The organism is Pectobacterium atrosepticum (assembly GCA_019056595.1).
In the GTDB taxonomy this organism is placed as follows: domain Bacteria; phylum Pseudomonadota; class Gammaproteobacteria; order Enterobacterales; family Enterobacteriaceae; genus Pectobacterium; species Pectobacterium atrosepticum.
This window is the reverse complement of the sequence record CP036163.1, coordinates 802,461-817,286: the sequence shown is the minus strand read 5'-3', so window position 1 is coordinate 817,286 and position 14,826 is coordinate 802,461. Positions and strand designations below refer to the sequence as shown.

General features: G+C 52.2%; 12 protein-coding genes and 1 tRNA gene. 8 read left to right on the top strand and 5 right to left on the bottom strand.

From position 1 onward, the window contains the following. Positions 1 to 343: 343 nt before the first annotated feature. The 4 genes from narQ to DCX48_04265 all read left to right on the top strand — a co-directional run bounded on the left by narQ (position 344) and on the right by DCX48_04265 (position 5,343). Positions 344 to 2,062: a nitrate/nitrite two-component system sensor histidine kinase NarQ gene (gene narQ, locus DCX48_04280; GenBank protein ID QXE17147.1), complete on the top strand. Its 1,719-nt coding sequence runs from the start codon at positions 344 to 346 to the stop codon at positions 2,060 to 2,062. An 87-nt stretch (positions 2,063 to 2,149) separates the two neighbouring features. Then, on the top strand, positions 2,150 to 2,782 hold the full coding sequence (gene narP, locus DCX48_04275) for a nitrate/nitrite response regulator protein NarP (GenBank protein QXE13789.1): 633 nt from the start codon (positions 2,150 to 2,152) through the stop codon (positions 2,780 to 2,782). 299 nt (positions 2,783 to 3,081) lie between these two features. After that, the gene (locus DCX48_04270; GenBank protein ID QXE13788.1) at positions 3,082 to 3,927 is read left to right on the top strand and encodes an AraC family transcriptional regulator; all 846 of its coding nucleotides are present in this window, start codon (positions 3,082 to 3,084) and stop codon (positions 3,925 to 3,927) included. 48 nt (positions 3,928 to 3,975) lie between these two features. Then, positions 3,976 to 5,343 carry an MFS transporter gene (locus DCX48_04265; protein QXE13787.1) on the top strand — a complete coding sequence of 456 codons (1,368 nt, stop codon included), beginning with the start codon at positions 3,976 to 3,978 and terminating at the stop codon, positions 5,341 to 5,343. A gap of 147 nt (positions 5,344 to 5,490) precedes the next feature. Here DCX48_04265 and DCX48_04260 read toward each other — a convergent pair whose 3' ends face one another. The 3 genes from DCX48_04260 to DCX48_04250 form a co-directional block, all read right to left on the bottom strand. Next, positions 5,491 to 6,486 carry an NADP-dependent oxidoreductase gene (locus tag DCX48_04260; GenBank protein QXE13786.1) on the bottom strand — a complete coding sequence of 332 codons (996 nt, stop codon included), beginning with the start codon at positions 6,484 to 6,486 and terminating at the stop codon, positions 5,491 to 5,493. Between the two features lie 108 nt (positions 6,487 to 6,594). Then, positions 6,595 to 7,383 carry an SDR family oxidoreductase gene (locus DCX48_04255; GenBank protein QXE13785.1) on the bottom strand — a complete coding sequence of 263 codons (789 nt, stop codon included), beginning with the start codon at positions 7,381 to 7,383 and terminating at the stop codon, positions 6,595 to 6,597. A gap of 423 nt (positions 7,384 to 7,806) precedes the next feature. After that, positions 7,807 to 7,883 (bottom strand) — tRNA-Val (locus tag DCX48_04250). A 597-nt stretch (positions 7,884 to 8,480) separates the two neighbouring features. On the opposite strand from DCX48_04250, the gene DCX48_04245 reads away from it, so the two are divergent. After that, positions 8,481 to 9,272 carry a Cof-type HAD-IIB family hydrolase gene (locus tag DCX48_04245; protein ID QXE13784.1) on the top strand — a complete coding sequence of 264 codons (792 nt, stop codon included), beginning with the start codon at positions 8,481 to 8,483 and terminating at the stop codon, positions 9,270 to 9,272. Between the two features lie 33 nt (positions 9,273 to 9,305). On the opposite strand, the gene DCX48_04240 is transcribed toward DCX48_04245, so the two are convergent. After that, complete coding sequence (locus tag DCX48_04240; protein ID QXE13783.1) at positions 9,306 to 10,079, bottom strand: DeoR/GlpR transcriptional regulator; 774 nt, start codon at positions 10,077 to 10,079, stop codon at positions 9,306 to 9,308. Positions 10,080 to 10,341: 262 nt separating this feature from the next. Between DCX48_04240 and DCX48_04235 the strand changes: the two genes are divergently transcribed. Further along, positions 10,342 to 11,472: a metallophosphoesterase gene (locus tag DCX48_04235; GenBank protein ID QXE13782.1), complete on the top strand. Its 1,131-nt coding sequence runs from the start codon at positions 10,342 to 10,344 to the stop codon at positions 11,470 to 11,472. Between the two features lie 313 nt (positions 11,473 to 11,785). After that, positions 11,786 to 13,960 (top strand): catalase/peroxidase HPI, encoded by a 2,175-nt coding sequence (katG, locus tag DCX48_04230; protein ID QXE17146.1) that lies wholly within the window; start codon positions 11,786 to 11,788, stop codon positions 13,958 to 13,960. A gap of 85 nt (positions 13,961 to 14,045) precedes the next feature. Here the strand turns inward: katG and DCX48_04225 are convergent, their stop codons facing one another. Next, positions 14,046 to 14,309: a DUF3861 family protein gene (locus DCX48_04225; GenBank protein ID QXE13781.1), complete on the bottom strand. Its 264-nt coding sequence runs from the start codon at positions 14,307 to 14,309 to the stop codon at positions 14,046 to 14,048. 81 nt (positions 14,310 to 14,390) lie between these two features. Between DCX48_04225 and DCX48_04220 the strand changes: the two genes are divergently transcribed. Further along, positions 14,391 to 14,804, top strand: coding sequence for a MarR family transcriptional regulator (locus DCX48_04220; protein QXE13780.1), 414 nt, complete (start codon positions 14,391 to 14,393; stop codon positions 14,802 to 14,804). Positions 14,805 to 14,826: the final 22 nt, after the last annotated feature.

Genomic DNA, 14,826 nt, shown 5'->3' with positions numbered 1-14,826 from the left:
CTCTGGCACTCGGTAAAATATCCAATAAAAAACACGTTGTTTTTATAGGGGTTACACTATGCTCCCTAGGCTGTATGCGATAATCACCCTTTAGAGGTAAATGGGGGTGCCGGATCAAGCTTATGTAGGATTCGTGCCTTATCGGCTTGCCTGAGCACGCGGGGATCGTGATAGTGGATACCCGTCATACTTCAAGCTGCATGTGCGTTGGCTGCGCTACTCGGCCCACTTATGTGGACCTCGCCCCGTTGGGGCCGCTGCAAGCAGCGTTCAAGTCTGCCTCTGGCAGACTTGTCACTCACCCGAATCACTTACCTGATGCTAAAGAGGATTGCTTGTTGTGATGGTCAAACGTCCTGTTTCTACCAGTCTGGCTCGCGCATTTTTTTATATCGCGTTGCTCTCATTCCTGACGACGGGCATTGCGCTGCTGACGTTAGCCAGCGGTTTGCGCGATGCGGAAGCGATCAACGTTGCTGGCTCCATGCGTATGCAAAGCTATCGCATGGGATATGACCTACAGGGCGACCGTGCAGCGTTAGAAGCGCATCGCCACCTCTATGCGCAAACGCTGGATTCCCCAGTTTTTCATCTGTTGGATCGCTGGTATGTGCCGCGCGATGTACGCGATCGTTATGCCGCACTGTTGCAGAGCTGGAAAACGATGGATGAGCGCCTAAGCGCGGGGGATCGGGTGTGGTATCAGGACAATATTGTTCGCTATGTCACGCAGATCGATCTCTTTGTGTTGGCGTTGCAGCATTATTCCGAGCGCAAGATGATGATAGTGGTTGTGACATCAATAATTGGTTCGATCACTATCTATATACTGATCTTCTTTACGCTGCGCCGCATTCGCCGTCAGGTCGTCGTGCCGTTGAATAAGCTGATGGCGGCCTGTGCGTCCATTGAGAAGGGGCGTTTTACTCATTCGCGGCTGGATGTCAATTTGCCGAATGAATTGGGATTACTGGCGCAAACCTTCAGCAGCATGACTGACGAATTGCAAAAGCTCTACCGCTCTCTGGAAGACAAGGTACGGCAGAAAACGCTGCGTTTGCAGGAAGTGAACCGTATGCTGAAGGTGTTGTACAACTGTTCTCAGGCGATGAATGTCAGCACGATCGACAGGCATTGCTTTCAGCAGATTCTGCAAATTGTTCATCGCTATGAAACGGTCGTCTGTCTGGAAATGCGGGTAGGGGAGAACTGGCTGTTATGTGAAGGCCAGTCGGACGAGCAGACAGCATGGCAGACGCTGCCCATCCGTTTGCAAGAGGTCGAGTTTGGACAGCTACGGTGGCAGGCATCAACGCAGCAGCCGTCGGCGCAGCTGATGGAAAGCGTCGCCAATATGCTGGGGCGCGGCCTCTATTTTAATCAGGCGCAGAAGCACTACCAGCAGTTGCTACTGATGGAGGAGCGAGCCACTATTGCGCGTGAACTGCATGACTCACTGGCTCAGGTGCTTTCTTATCTGAATATCCAGATGACGTTATTAAAGCGCGCGGTAGCGGAAGAAAATGCGCAGGCTCGGCAGATCATCACCGATTTTGAACAGGCGTTAAGCGATGCTTACCGCCAACTGCGGGAATTGTTAGGAACGTTCCGGCTGACGCTGCAACAGGCTGATTTGCCTGCGGCGATGCAGGAAATGATTGAACCGCTAAGAGCGCAGACTCCGGCGACGATTGATATCGATTGCCGTATTCCTACGCAGGCGCTAGATGCATCACAGCAGGTTCACCTGCTGCAAATTATTCGTGAAGCGGTGCTAAACGCCATTAAACACGCGCAGGCGACGACGATTACCGTCAACTGTCGTACGCAGCCCGATGGTAGTCATTGTGTTGATATTCGAGATGACGGCTGCGGCATTATCAATCAGGAAGAACCCGCAGGACATTACGGTTTAAATATTATGCAGGAACGCGCCGAACGGTTAGGAGGACGATTAGCTATTGGTCTCCACCCTGAAGGAGGGACGCAGGTTAGCGTTCGTTTTTCGACGCCGACGACAGCGCGTGAACGTGACAACACGAATAATCTCTACCCTGAATAATTCGAGCGGCGTACATATCGCTTGAAAGATGACAGGGATAAATCATAAATAAAAAATAATAAGATCCATATTACATTGGGGCTGGGCATGTCAGAAAAACCATCTTATCGCGTGCTGATCGTCGACGATCATCCGCTTATGCGCCGGGGAATCCGTCAGTTACTGGCAACTGACGCCATCTTTGACGTGATTGGGGAAGCTAGCAATGGCGTGGAGGCACTAAGCCTCGCGAATCGAGATTCTCCCGATATCATTTTGCTCGATCTCAACATGAAAGGATTAAGCGGGCTGGATACGCTCCACGCGCTGCGGCGTGATGGGATCTGCGCTCGCGTGATTGTGCTGACGGTTTCCGATGCGCCCAGCGATATCTATGCGCTGATGGACGCGGGTGCCGATGGCTACCTGCTTAAGGATAGCGCCCCAGAACACTTATTGGATTCTATCCGTAGCAGTGATGCATTCAGTGAACAGGTGCGCGACGTGTTGCGCCACCGTATCGCCATAAAGGAGACGCCGTCGCCCTTTACCGTATTGACGGAGCGCGAACTGGATGTGCTTCAGGAAGTGGCTTCAGGGTTATCCAACAAGCAAATCGCCGCTGTGCTGTATATCTCAGAAGAAACGGTAAAAGTGCATATTCGCAACATGCTGCGCAAACTCAACGTGCGCTCCCGCGTCGCCGCCACGGTGCTTTATCTGGAAACTCGCGGGCAGTAGGGCCGTAGTTAATTAACGGTGGATTGTCGCCCGCCGCAAAGAACGATTTACGTCTCTTGAGTCATGGAGCCTCTCTATCCAGAGGGGCTGGCGGTCAGTATGCCGTGGCTGTCCTTTTCTAAGCGGTGCTCTCTTGCCTTTTAGCATGACAGCAAGGGAAAATTCGTTGCCATTTAGGCCGGTGTAAAGCCTTATATTTCTGGATGATTAACGGGAGCAAACTCGCCATAATCATGGCTGACGGGGTGAATCTGATCCCTAGGGGCGATTGATTTTCAGATCAGACATGGGCGGAGTGTATGCAATCCCAACAGCGTGAATGGAAGAAGTTTGTTGCTGTTCCTTCATTGGGAATGCAGGGGCTGCACGCCTACTTCAACAAACATCAGTACGAACGCCATTCCCACGACTATTTTGTGTTGGGTACGATTGATGCTGGTGCGCCAAAAGTTGCTCTGGAAAAGGGGGGATTCATTGCTCCTCCGGGTAGCGCGATGATCATCAATCCCGGAGAGATGCATGACGGGAAGCCTTGTGACGAGCAGGGTTATATCTACAGCATGGTGTATATCGATCCCTGGATGATTGATGATCTCGCTCAGGCGCATGACGTTTTTCCCTCTTCCACCACACGCTTTACCCACTCATTAATCATGGATGCAGATATCGTTTTTTTATTGAAAAAACTCCATGGTGTACTTTTTAGTGAACAGGATCTGCTGGCACGTGAAGTCAGCATGATTGACGCGTTAAATCCGCTATTTCAACGTTACTCAACGACCCCTATCAAACCTCAACCAGTGTGTAATGAACCTCGTATCGAACGTGTTCGTGAACTTATCCACGCCTGTTTTTCTGAGCCATTGACCACATCAGTGTTGGCGGAAGCCGCCGCGCTTAGCCGGGTTCGACTGAATCAATTGTTTAGCGCGGCTTATGGCCTTCCTCTCCATGCCTATCTCAATGCCGTACGATTGGATGCCGCGAAACAACTCCTGCGATCCGGCCACTGTGCTGCTGATGTAGCGGCCTCCGTTGGCCTGTCCGATCAGAGCCATCTTATTCGGCGCTTTAAGGGCTCATTTGGCATCACACCTGCGCAGTACACGGCGGCGTATTTATCAGATGTCCAATACACGACCTGATGTATTTATCACACTCCTCTTCCAGAAATACCATCGTCTGGAGAGGATATGTCCCAGCCAACGAATACCTTAATGATTGAAGAACCACCCACCCGTGTTTCACCTTGGGTAATGGTTGCCGTGGGGGCGAGCAGTGTGCTGTCGTCGCTTGACCTGTTTATTGTCAACCTGGCTTTCCCTGCCATCCGGGACAGTTTTCCCGGCGCGACAAATCAGATTATGTCATGGGTGCTGACCGCTTATACCATCACGTTTGCGGCTTTTCTGGTGCCCAGTGGCCGGTTGGCGGATCTCTACGGGCGCAAGCGAGTGTTTATCGCAGGGCTACTGGTTTTCGCGCTAGCCAGCGCCGCCTGCGCCTTTGCACCCAATGTTGTCTCTTTGATTCTCGCGCGGGGCTTAAAAGGGTTAGGCGCTGCCTTGATGATCCCCACCAGCCTTGGCTTGCTCCTTGCTACCTACCCCAAAACGCGACACAAGCAGATGGTTGGCATTTGGGCTGCAGCGGGTTCGGTCGCTGCCGCTCTGAGTCCTACGTTGGGCGGTGCGCTTGTTGAGATCGACTGGCGTCTGATTTTTCTGATCAACTTGCCCGTGGTCATGGTGGCGCTGTGGCTTAGCAAGCACCTGATTGAAAGCCCAGCCACGGACGGTGTATTTCCCGATATTGCGGGTTCTGTGCTTTTGATCGCAGGGATTGGTTGCCTTGTCACGGGCATTTCGTACACGTCGGTGTGGGGCGCGGAGAGTATAAGCCTCTGGCTGGCATTCGGCGCGGCAACATTATTTTTGGTGCTGTTTGTGCGGCGTTGCTTAACCGTGTTGTCACCTGCGCTGGATCTGCGCGTTTTTCAGGCTCCGGCCTTCTCGTTTGCGACGTTCGGGATGGCCTGTTTTTATATGGGGTTTGCGATCATGCTGTTGGGAGGCTCGCTCTACCTGACACAGGTGTGGCGCTGGGAACCGATGATTGCCGGAGCGGGTATTGGTATTAGTCCGGGTGCTGCCGTACTGGCATCATTACTGGTGGGCAAAATAAATATTTCACCTAAGCGACTGACCGCGCTGGCTGGTTTCCTTTTCCTGATCGCAGGGATTTGGTGGTATGCCATGTTAGGCTCCGAACCTGACTATTTGGTGAGCTACCTGCCGGGATTGCTTCTGGCAGGTGCAGGGGCTGGTATTGGGCAAACGGGTTTTCTGGCTGGCGGCACGGCTGCGCTGCCTGAGAAGCAGTATGCTACAGGCACTGGGATTATTAATACGGCTCGCCAAATCGGTGCGGCGGTAGGGGTTTCTGTCTTTGTTGCGGTATCGGGAACGGCGCTTTATGCAGATCAATACAGTCTGGCGTGGCTATTAATGGCTGGGTTTGGTGCAACCGTGTCAATTTCTGCCTTGCTCCTGCGTGATTAAATGGCTCTGTGTCCATAAGCACTAATAGAGATACTTAAGGATCGAAGGCAGCGGGAACAGGGGAGGAATTGTCGGCGTTAGCCTTATTTCCACGTTCCCCCGAATGTGCCCTGAGCGAAACGTCTTCTGCTATTCAGCACCACCGAGCTATCGAATACTGATGGTTACCTTGCCTTTCGATCTTCCCTGCTCGGCATAAGCCAGTGCCTCTGCGGTTGCTTCCAATGGGAAAGCTCGGTCGATGACCGGTTTGATGACTCCGGATTCGATCAGCGCAGTGATGTCTCGCAGTTGGTCGCCGTCTGCACGCATGAAAACGAAGTTATAGCGCACGCCGCGCTTGTCAGCTTTCTGGCGGATGCGTCGGCTCAACAGGCGTAGCACCTGTTTCAGGAACCAAGACAGCCCTTGTTGCTTGGCAAAGGCTGGTGTCGGTGGCCCAGAAATAGAGATAAGTCGACCACCGGGCTTGAGCACCTGAAGTGATTTTTCGAGTACGTCGTTGCCTAGGCTGTTGAGGACGACATCGTAATCTTTCAGGACGCTCTCGAACGCCTGTGTTTTGTAATCGATCACAACATCGGCACCCAGACTTTTCACCCATTCGACATTGCGGGTGCTGGTGGTGGTCGCAACAAACGCACCGAGGTGTTTAGCCAGTTGGATGGCGATAGTGCCTACGCCGCCCGAACCTGCATGAATCAGCACCCTTTGACCTTTCTTTAACTGTGCAGTTTCGACCAGCACCTGCCAGGCCGTTAGGGCAACCAGCGGGATGGAGGCGGCTTGTTCCATATCGAGATTGGTCGGCTTGAGTGCTAGCGCTTCCTCTTTCACGGCAATCAGTTCGGCAAAGCTACCGATGCGATCCTCTGGGGGACGAGCATAAACTTTGTCTCCAGCCTTAAACTGACGGACATTGCGGCCGACACGCACGACCACACCGGCCAGATCATTGCCCAACACCAGCGGAAAGCGATAGGGCAGGATGAGCTTGAATTCGCCTTTACGGATCTTGGCGTCCAGCAGATTGATGCTGGCGGCATGCACCTGTACCAACACGTCGTTGTGCCCGACCTCAGGGTCAGGCAGTTGACCAATCTGGCCGGTGTCCTTGTAGCGATTGATGAAAAATGCCTTCATGATATATGGCCCTATGCCTGTGAGAGAGGAGTAACGGTTAAAATAGGGACAGCGCTCATGGCATATCCCCATTCTGTCTGGCAGAGGCTTTAGCGGTAACTGGTTTTTTCAAATGGCTGGGCGATAGCGTTGCGCCGCATTTGCCTGACGTAAATCCGACAGCAGGCCTTGGCGTGCTGCATCCAGCGTGTCCCAGCGTGCAGCGACGTGCAAAGGGGGGATCGTCACGAGTTCACGCTGATCGAAGCCAACGAGGGCGGCGTCCACCAGTTCGTCGACCTCCATCACCTCAGGCAACGTATTGACATCGATGCCGATGTGCGACCAGATTTCGGTGCGCGTGGATGCTGGCAGCACCGCCTGTACATAGATGCCTTGGGGCGCGAGTTCCTGACTCAGTCCCTGAGAAAGGAATAGTACATAGGCCTTGGTTGCTCCATACACTGACATGCCGAACTCGGGTGCCAAGCCAACGACTGAGCTGATATTGACGATAGTTCCCGTGCCGGACTGAACCAACCGTGGGGCAATGGCTGTGGCGAGTCGCGTCAGCGCTGTAATGTTCAATGCGATCAGTTGGTTAATGCTACCGGCGGTTTGATCGACGATCCCCCCAGACTGTGCGATGCCGGCGTTGTTGATGAGGATGTCAATTGCGGAATCGTCTACCAGACGGCGTTCGACTGTTGCCAGATCTTCGGGCCGGGTCAAGTCGGCTTGCAGAACATCAACACCGACGTGGTGTTTGTCCCGCAGACGGGTGGCGAGCGTGTCGAGGCGTGCTTTGTCGCGAGCGACCAATACCAGATCGTGTCCGCGACGAGCGAAGCGGTCAGCGTAAGTGGCACCAATTCCGGTTGAGGCACCAGTGATGAGAACAGTGGAGCGAGTCGTCATAATTTTGTCCTTGAAAGGGGAGCGTGGCATAGGCTCGGTGATTAAGGCCCTGAGTGAGGTCGGCTCTACTCCCTATCGACTGCGCTGAAGTGGGCTGAAAGGGTCAGACAGGGAACTCGCCATGATTTATCATCTCTTACAGGAAATGAGCTGATTTTTATAATGATGATCATCATCTATTCCGTCAAGTGTTTTGATGATGAGTGACATCAATAGAGATTGGTGTGCAATTATGGTTAATGCTGCAAAGTCGGTAACAGGATTGTCGTGCGGGTTAGATTAGCGCCCAGGATCAGGCTAAAAATGAGCGTAAAAACGCTTATTTGAATAGGTTTTGATGAGATTAACAGGACACGAGTAAGAGAAATTTCAATTCACATTCATTAACCTACGGGCGCAGGGTAATATTTACAGAACATGAATTGGTACGACCGAGTGGACTCGAACCACCGACCCCCACCATGTCAAGGTGGTGCTCTAACCAACTGAGCTACGGTCGTACAGTAGATAACATCTTAATCAGTAACGTTTTGATTAGAATGCTTTTCTTCATTCCAGCGTTTGGAATGGGCGCTATTATGGACGGCTCCGACGTTCGTGGCAAGCGCTTTGTTTATCATCGTCTTTCAAGTGCCGAATGTTTAGCCGTATTCGTCGAATGAAGCCGATATGTCAGCAAAATATGGTGCTGTTGCGGCTCATCTGAGTACGGGTTTCGTCCCGCATCGGCTTCATTTGAACCGCTAATGTGTTGCGGAGCTATTTTCATTGTGGCCTCGGCCACGGTTTTCATTATCCCTATCCCTCCGCTGCTCATTATTGATTGATTTTGCTTCTTGTTGCGTATTGTCAATAAATGCTATGCTAATTTTCGCGTAAAATCTCAATGAATCTGACAGTAAGTAGTTTTCATCGTATGCATTTTGCTCTTTTCTGTGTGGTGAATACATTATCGAGCTTAATCGAGCATTGGCGTTTAATCATCACGTCGATCATTTAGCACACTGTGAAAAAGCGATGTTTTTCCTTGTTCAGGTGGGCTATTCCCAGCCTGACACGTGGCTATCTGTGTACGTACAATCTGAAAGGGGAGTGGAATGATCAAGTTGGTAATTACCGATCTGGACGGCACGTTTCTTCACAGCGATGGCGATTACAACAGAGCCTTGTTTGCCGAGGTTTATGCATTAATGAAAGAGAAGGGCGTACAGTTCGCTGCCTGCACGGGTAAGCAGTGTGAACGGGTGGAAGCGCTTTTTGGCGATGAGGCGAAAGACATCTGGATTCTGGGAGATAGCGCGACGCGTATCAAACATCAGGGAAATTATATTTACCAATCGCTCATCAAAAACCGTCTTGCGTTGAGTCTGATTGGCGTGCTGGAAAGCGTAGACGACCAGCATGTGATCATCGGCTGTACTCCAAATGGAGCAATGGTAAAAGAAACGATCAGCCCAGCCTTACTGGAAAAGGTGAAGAAATCGTACACCAACGTGACGTTGATACCCAGTTTTGCTGTCGTCACCGATGACTTTGTGAAAATCACGGTTTATGACCCAGCAGGACACTGTCATGAGACGGCGAAGTATCTCGATGCGTTTCACGACCATGTTTATATCGTGGTCTCCGAAGCGGCCTGGATCGACATTGCCAATGTTGGCGTACACAAAGGGCACACCGTAGAGATTCTTCAGAATACATTGGCGATTACGCCAGATGAAACGATGGTGTTTGGCGATGGTTACAATGATATTGAACTGATGAGCCGCGCAGCTTACAGCTTTGCGATGCGCAATGCGTTTGAGGAAACCAAAGCCGCGGCGAATTTTATTGCCCGCAGTAATGACGACGATGGGGTACTAAAAACGATAAAGCTGCTGCTTTCATGAGTGGATCCGGCAGCCGCTGGGGCTACCGTTGTATTATCGGGCAATAATCAGATCCAGATTTTTTTCGCTTAACACGCTCTGGCAGGCAGGGGGGATTTCGTCATCGGTCACCAGCGAGGTGATCTCATCACATTCAGCGACGCGATAGCGCGCCAGAGCGGAGATTTTATTGGCAGTGAGGGCCACGATCACTTCGCTGCTGCGGGTTACGAGGCACTTTTTGAATTCCGCATCGTCATATTCAAAAACGGTCAGGCCTTCATTAGCATCAAAGGCACAGCCTCCCAGCAGGCATTGATCGAAATACATCTTCTCCAACTGCCTAAGCGTATCGATCCCAATTGCGCCACCGACTTCCTTCTGGATCCTTCCACCAAGAACAATCACTTCTACATCCTGATGTTGCATCAATTCCGCCGCGATAATCGGCGAATTACACACTGCGGTAAATTTCAGCCCCGTCGGGATCTGTTTCGCCACTGCCAGATTGGTTGTGCCAGTGTCAAAGAAGACGCAGCCGTTGGGCTTTATCAGTGGGATGACGGCCTGAGCGATGCGATCTTTCTGGGCTGCGTCGATGGTTGCTCGGCTGGCAAAATCGATGGCTTCTGGCGGCAGGCTGACTGCACCACCGTAGACGCGTTTGCAGGCACCAGATTGTGCCAGTTCTTTTAGATCGCGCCGTATGGTGTGCTCGGATACGTTCAATTCGCGTGAGAGCTGTGTGCAGACGACTTTGCCTTCCTCGCTGAGGATCTGCCTGATTTTGGATTGCCGTTGTTCGGGAAAGTCGGTGTAATCGAACATAAATGTCCTTGGTTAATCAAAATCATGCACAACCTGCCGTCAGCTAGCAGGCTTCACTCTGGTCAGTGACGTGTACAGCAGGGAATCGCGCCATGTTAATCTGCCCCTTCTGGCAACACAACACCTCTACTGCGTTGATCCGCAATGTGTGAGCCGCGAGGTAAACGGCTTGACACGATCTTAGTGGACACTATAAACATTTCCTTGGGAAATAATGTCCGCGTCAATATACCGATATCACCGATAAAGAGAGAAAACATCCGTGTTTCATGTCATTACTGGGCTCATTGCCCTCTATGTTATCTGGCGTCTGGTCTGGCGCTTACGTGTCGGGGTGCCTGTAAAGCGCATGCTGGCGGTGTTACTGCTGCTGGTTTCACAGCATCACCTAATTACGCGCACCTTTTTTGGCACGATGGCATCGCCTGAAGTGCCTGCATTCGTCCTGATGCTGCTGGGATGGGCTTTCGGCGCGCTGTTGATATCTGCATTCCTGCTGTTGGCCGTCGATCTTCTCGGCGTCGTGGTGCGTTTTTTATCCCCGTCAGCTGGAAATATTCTGCTGAACAACATGGTGCTGCGTGGCGGCATTGCCGCTGTGGCGATGGGGCTGGCGGCTATTGGAGTGTGGGAAGCGGTACGTGTTCCTGAAGTTCGCACGGTAGAGGTTGAATTAAAACACCTGCCGCCAGCGCTGGACGGTTTCCGACTGGTGCAGCTAACGGATTTACATGCCAGCCGTCTGTTGCAGCGCCCTTGGATGGAAGCAGTGGTAGCAAAAACTAATGCGCTTAAGCCCGATCTAACAGTGATTACCGGCGATCTGGCCGATGGCACCGTCAGCGCCCGTCACGATGATATGGAGCCGCTGCGTAACCTGACTGCGCCACACGGCGTGTTTGCCATCGTGGGCAACCATGAGTATTACGTGGAATATACGCAATGGGTGCAACGGTTGAATGCGTTGGGTTTACGGATGTTGCTCAATGAACATGTGTCGATTAGTCGTGATAATGCCGCGTTTGTACTGGCGGGTATCACCGATCGCACTGCTGCGGATTTTCAACAACTGCTGCCGGATACTCGTGCTGCGCTTGAGGGTATATCGCCCGACAGCGCCGTCGTTCTGCTGAGCCATCGACCCACGGGGGCGAAAGAGAACGCGCGTGCCGGAGCCGATTTACAGCTTTCCGGCCATACGCACGGCGGACAGGTGCTAGGCATGCATTGGGTGACGCAGTTAGCGAATGAAGGCTATGTTTCAGGCAGCTATGACGTCGATGGCATGCATTTATACGTGAGCAATGGCGCAGGTCTGTGGAACGGCTTTCCGATCCGATTAGGGAAACGCGCCGAAATTACCCAGTTCATACTCCGTTCGCCTGCGCTGTAGTTTTTTTGTGGTAGCTGAATCAGCGGCTTCTTGAAAGAGGCCGCGATCACAAGCAGACTCATTATCGCAAGCCGTTCTATCCGCAAGATTATTGATGCAGATAGGAAAAATGTGCGATTGAGCTGCTTTTCATCAGGTTAAGCTATCGCAGAAGTTAGTATATACAATTATAAATGATAGGGAGACTCTGGCACTGTCTTGCATCAAGAAGAGGGAATAGGTGAAGGCTCCGTTGTCACATGACAAGGCTATCGGAGAACGACCCACTTTCTGGCGCAGCGATTAAGGCAATGCAACATACTGGGAGATAATGATGGACGAGAATAAAACGAAACCAACCGGCAAGTGTCCGGTTATGCACGGCGGAAATACTTCTACTGGCTCATCAAACACGGACTGGTGGCCCAATGCCCTCAATCTCGATATTCTTCATCAGCACGACACCAAAACCAACCCGTTAGGCAGCGATTTCAGCTACCGTGAAGCCCTTAAAACCCTCGATGTCGATGCCCTCAAAAAAGACCTGCATACACTGATGACCGACAGCCAGGAGTGGTGGCCAGCGGATTGGGGGCACTACGGCGGCCTGATGATTCGTATGGCCTGGCACTCGGCGGGATCCTACCGCACAACTGACGGTCGCGGTGGCGGCGGAACGGGTAACCAGCGCTTTGCACCGCTTAACTCCTGGCCGGATAACGTCAGCCTCGATAAAGCGCGCCGTTTACTGTGGCCAATCAAAAGAAAATACGGCAATAAACTCAGTTGGGCAGACCTGATTATTCTGGCGGGCACTATCGCCTATGAATCCATGGGGCTGAAAACCTTCGGCTTCGCTTTTGGTCGTGAAGATATCTGGCAACCGGAAAAAGATACCTACTGGGGAGCGGAAAAAGAGTGGCTGGCAAAAAGTACTGAACGCTATGGCAGCGACGATCGTACCTCTCTGGAGAATCCGCTGGCTGCCGTACAGATGGGGCTGATTTACGTTAACCCAGAAGGCGTCGACGGTAATCCCGATCCGCTGCGTACCGCACAAGACATGCGCGTTACGTTTTCTCGTATGGCAATGAATGATGAAGAAACCGTCGCCCTGACGGCGGGTGGACATACGGTTGGTAAAACCCACGGCAACGGCGATGCCAGCCTGCTGGGCGCGGCACCAGAAAGTGCGGATGTTGAAGAACAAGGTCTCGGCTGGCATAACCCGGCGGGGTCGGGCAAAGGTCGCCATACCGTAACCAGCGGGCTGGAAGGTGCCTGGACGACGCATCCGACACAATGGGACAACGGCTTCTTCCAAATGCTGTTGAATCACGAATGGGAACTGAGAAAGAGTCCAGCGGGCGCGTCACAGTGGGAGCCTGTCAGCATTAAAGAAGAAGATAAACCGGTTGACGTTGAAGACCCGTCTATTCGCTACAACCCGATGATGACCGATGCCGATATGGCACTGAAAGTTGACCCAGAATATCGCAAAATTTCCGAGCGCTTCTCTCGGGATCAGGCCTACTTCTCCGAAGTATTTGCCCGAGCGTGGTTCAAACTGACGCACCGCGATATGGGGCCGAAAGCGCGCTACGTTGGCCCAGATGTGCCGCAGGAAGATTTACTGTGGCAGGATCCGGTTCCGGCGGGCCGTACCGACTATGATGTCGATCTTGTCAAAGCACGCATTGCGGAAAGCAGCCTTTCCATTAGCGAGCTGGTGGCAACCGCCTGGGACAGCGCCCGTACGTTCCGTGGCTCCGATATGCGCGGCGGTGCCAACGGTGCGCGCATTCGTCTTGCCCCGCAGAAAGACTGGGTAGGGAATGAACCTGCGCGTCTGGCGCGCGTATTAGTCGTTTTGGAAAGTATTGCGGCCGCAACGGGAGCCAGCGTGGCTGATACCATTGTGCTGGCAGGTAATGTGGGGATTGAGAAAGCGGCAAAAGCGGCTGGCGTACAGGTGACGGTGCCTTTTGCGCCGGGACGTGGCGACACCACCGATGCCCTGACTGATGTGGAGTCTTTCGATGTCCTCGAACCGATCCATGACGGCTATCGTAACTGGTTGAAGAAAGATTATGCCGTTAGCGTAGAAGAGCTGATGCTCGACCGTACCCAACTGATGGGGCTGACAGCGAATGAGATGACGGTATTGGTGGGCGGCCTGCGCGTGCTGGGAACCAACTACGGCGGTACGAAGCACGGTGTATTTACCGATCGTGAAGGGGCGCTGACGAATGATTTCTTCGTCAATCTGACCGACATGAAATACACGTGGAAGCCTTACCGCAAAGACCTGTATGAAATCCGCGATCGCAAAACGGGTGAAGTCAAATGGACGGCGACGCGTCTGGATCTGGTCTTTGGTTCCAACTCCATTCTGCGGGCCTACGCTGAAGTTTACGCACAGGACGACAGCAAAGAGAAGTTTGTGAATGACTTTGTTGCTGCCTGGGTGAAAGTGATGAATGCGGATCGCTTCGATCTGGCAGAGTAAGACGTAACCACTCCCTGCGCGGGCGCTTGTGCCGCGTGGGGAGAATCATTTTCTACTGTGATGCATTTCGGTGTGTCTGTACAGATTACTGTTTCTTCAGGTTCATCATGAACGCTCTGAACGGGGCAGAAAATTCCTTAAATAGCGGATGTTTTCTTTGCTGCATCATCACCTCTCCAAACAGCTTCAATCCCACCATAAAGGCCTGCGTTTGTTCCGGCGTCATGTCCATCTTGCCATCGACTTTTTCCAGTAGCTTGAACAGGTCGTCGTGAAGCGAGAATTCAAACGACAGCGTGCGTTGGTGCTCGGCTTTTTCTTCCACCGTAATCTGATAGATGTTTCCCATTGTGGCCTCAGTAAATTGAACTCGTGATGGATAGTTGATAAAATCAACTATATGATCATTGGTTGACTGAGTCAATAAATTATGATGAAAGCGCTTTTTTCCTTATTAGAAAGCTATAAGGCACAGATGCAGGAACAGATGAAAGCGCACGATATAAGTCTGGATGTCGTGCACATTCGGCTATGTAAGATCATCGCGATGGAAGGGCGGATTACGCCTCAGTCGCTGGCGAAAGCTGTAGGACGCGATAAGGCGCAGATCACCCGAATGGTGGCGGAGCTGGTTAAACGTAATTATGTCCGCAAGATTGATAACCCGGATGATGGACGCAGCGTGTGGCTCAGTTTGTCCGATAAGGGCGCCGCATTTACGCAGGTTTTTCTGCATCAGGAAAAGCAGATAGAGGCGCGAATGCTTCAGGCGCTGTCCTCTGAAGAACAAGCCATGTTCAGTGCGCTGCTGGAAAAAATAGCGGCGAGCGATGCGAAACACTAAATCCTGTGCCAACTGACGATCT

What these genes read in the sequence shown, in the direction of transcription:
- narQ (QXE17147.1), top strand. Translation starts at nt 344, where the DNA reads ATGGTCAAACGTCCTGTTTCTACCAGTCTGGCTCGCGCATTTTTTTAT.
- narP (QXE13789.1), top strand. Translation starts at nt 2,150, where the DNA reads ATGTCAGAAAAACCATCTTATCGCGTGCTGATCGTCGACGATCATCCG.
- DCX48_04270 (QXE13788.1), top strand. Translation starts at nt 3,082, where the DNA reads ATGCAATCCCAACAGCGTGAATGGAAGAAGTTTGTTGCTGTTCCTTCA.
- DCX48_04265 (QXE13787.1), top strand. Translation starts at nt 3,976, where the DNA reads ATGTCCCAGCCAACGAATACCTTAATGATTGAAGAACCACCCACCCGT.
- DCX48_04260 (QXE13786.1), bottom strand. Translation starts at nt 6,486, where the DNA reads ATGAAGGCATTTTTCATCAATCGCTACAAGGACACCGGCCAGATTGGT.
- DCX48_04255 (QXE13785.1), bottom strand. Translation starts at nt 7,383, where the DNA reads ATGACGACTCGCTCCACTGTTCTCATCACTGGTGCCTCAACCGGAATT.
- DCX48_04245 (QXE13784.1), top strand. Translation starts at nt 8,481, where the DNA reads ATGATCAAGTTGGTAATTACCGATCTGGACGGCACGTTTCTTCACAGC.
- DCX48_04240 (QXE13783.1), bottom strand. Translation starts at nt 10,079, where the DNA reads ATGTTCGATTACACCGACTTTCCCGAACAACGGCAATCCAAAATCAGG.
- katG (QXE17146.1), top strand. Translation starts at nt 11,786, where the DNA reads ATGGACGAGAATAAAACGAAACCAACCGGCAAGTGTCCGGTTATGCAC.
- DCX48_04225 (QXE13781.1), bottom strand. Translation starts at nt 14,309, where the DNA reads ATGGGAAACATCTATCAGATTACGGTGGAAGAAAAAGCCGAGCACCAA.
- DCX48_04220 (QXE13780.1), top strand. Translation starts at nt 14,391, where the DNA reads ATGATGAAAGCGCTTTTTTCCTTATTAGAAAGCTATAAGGCACAGATG.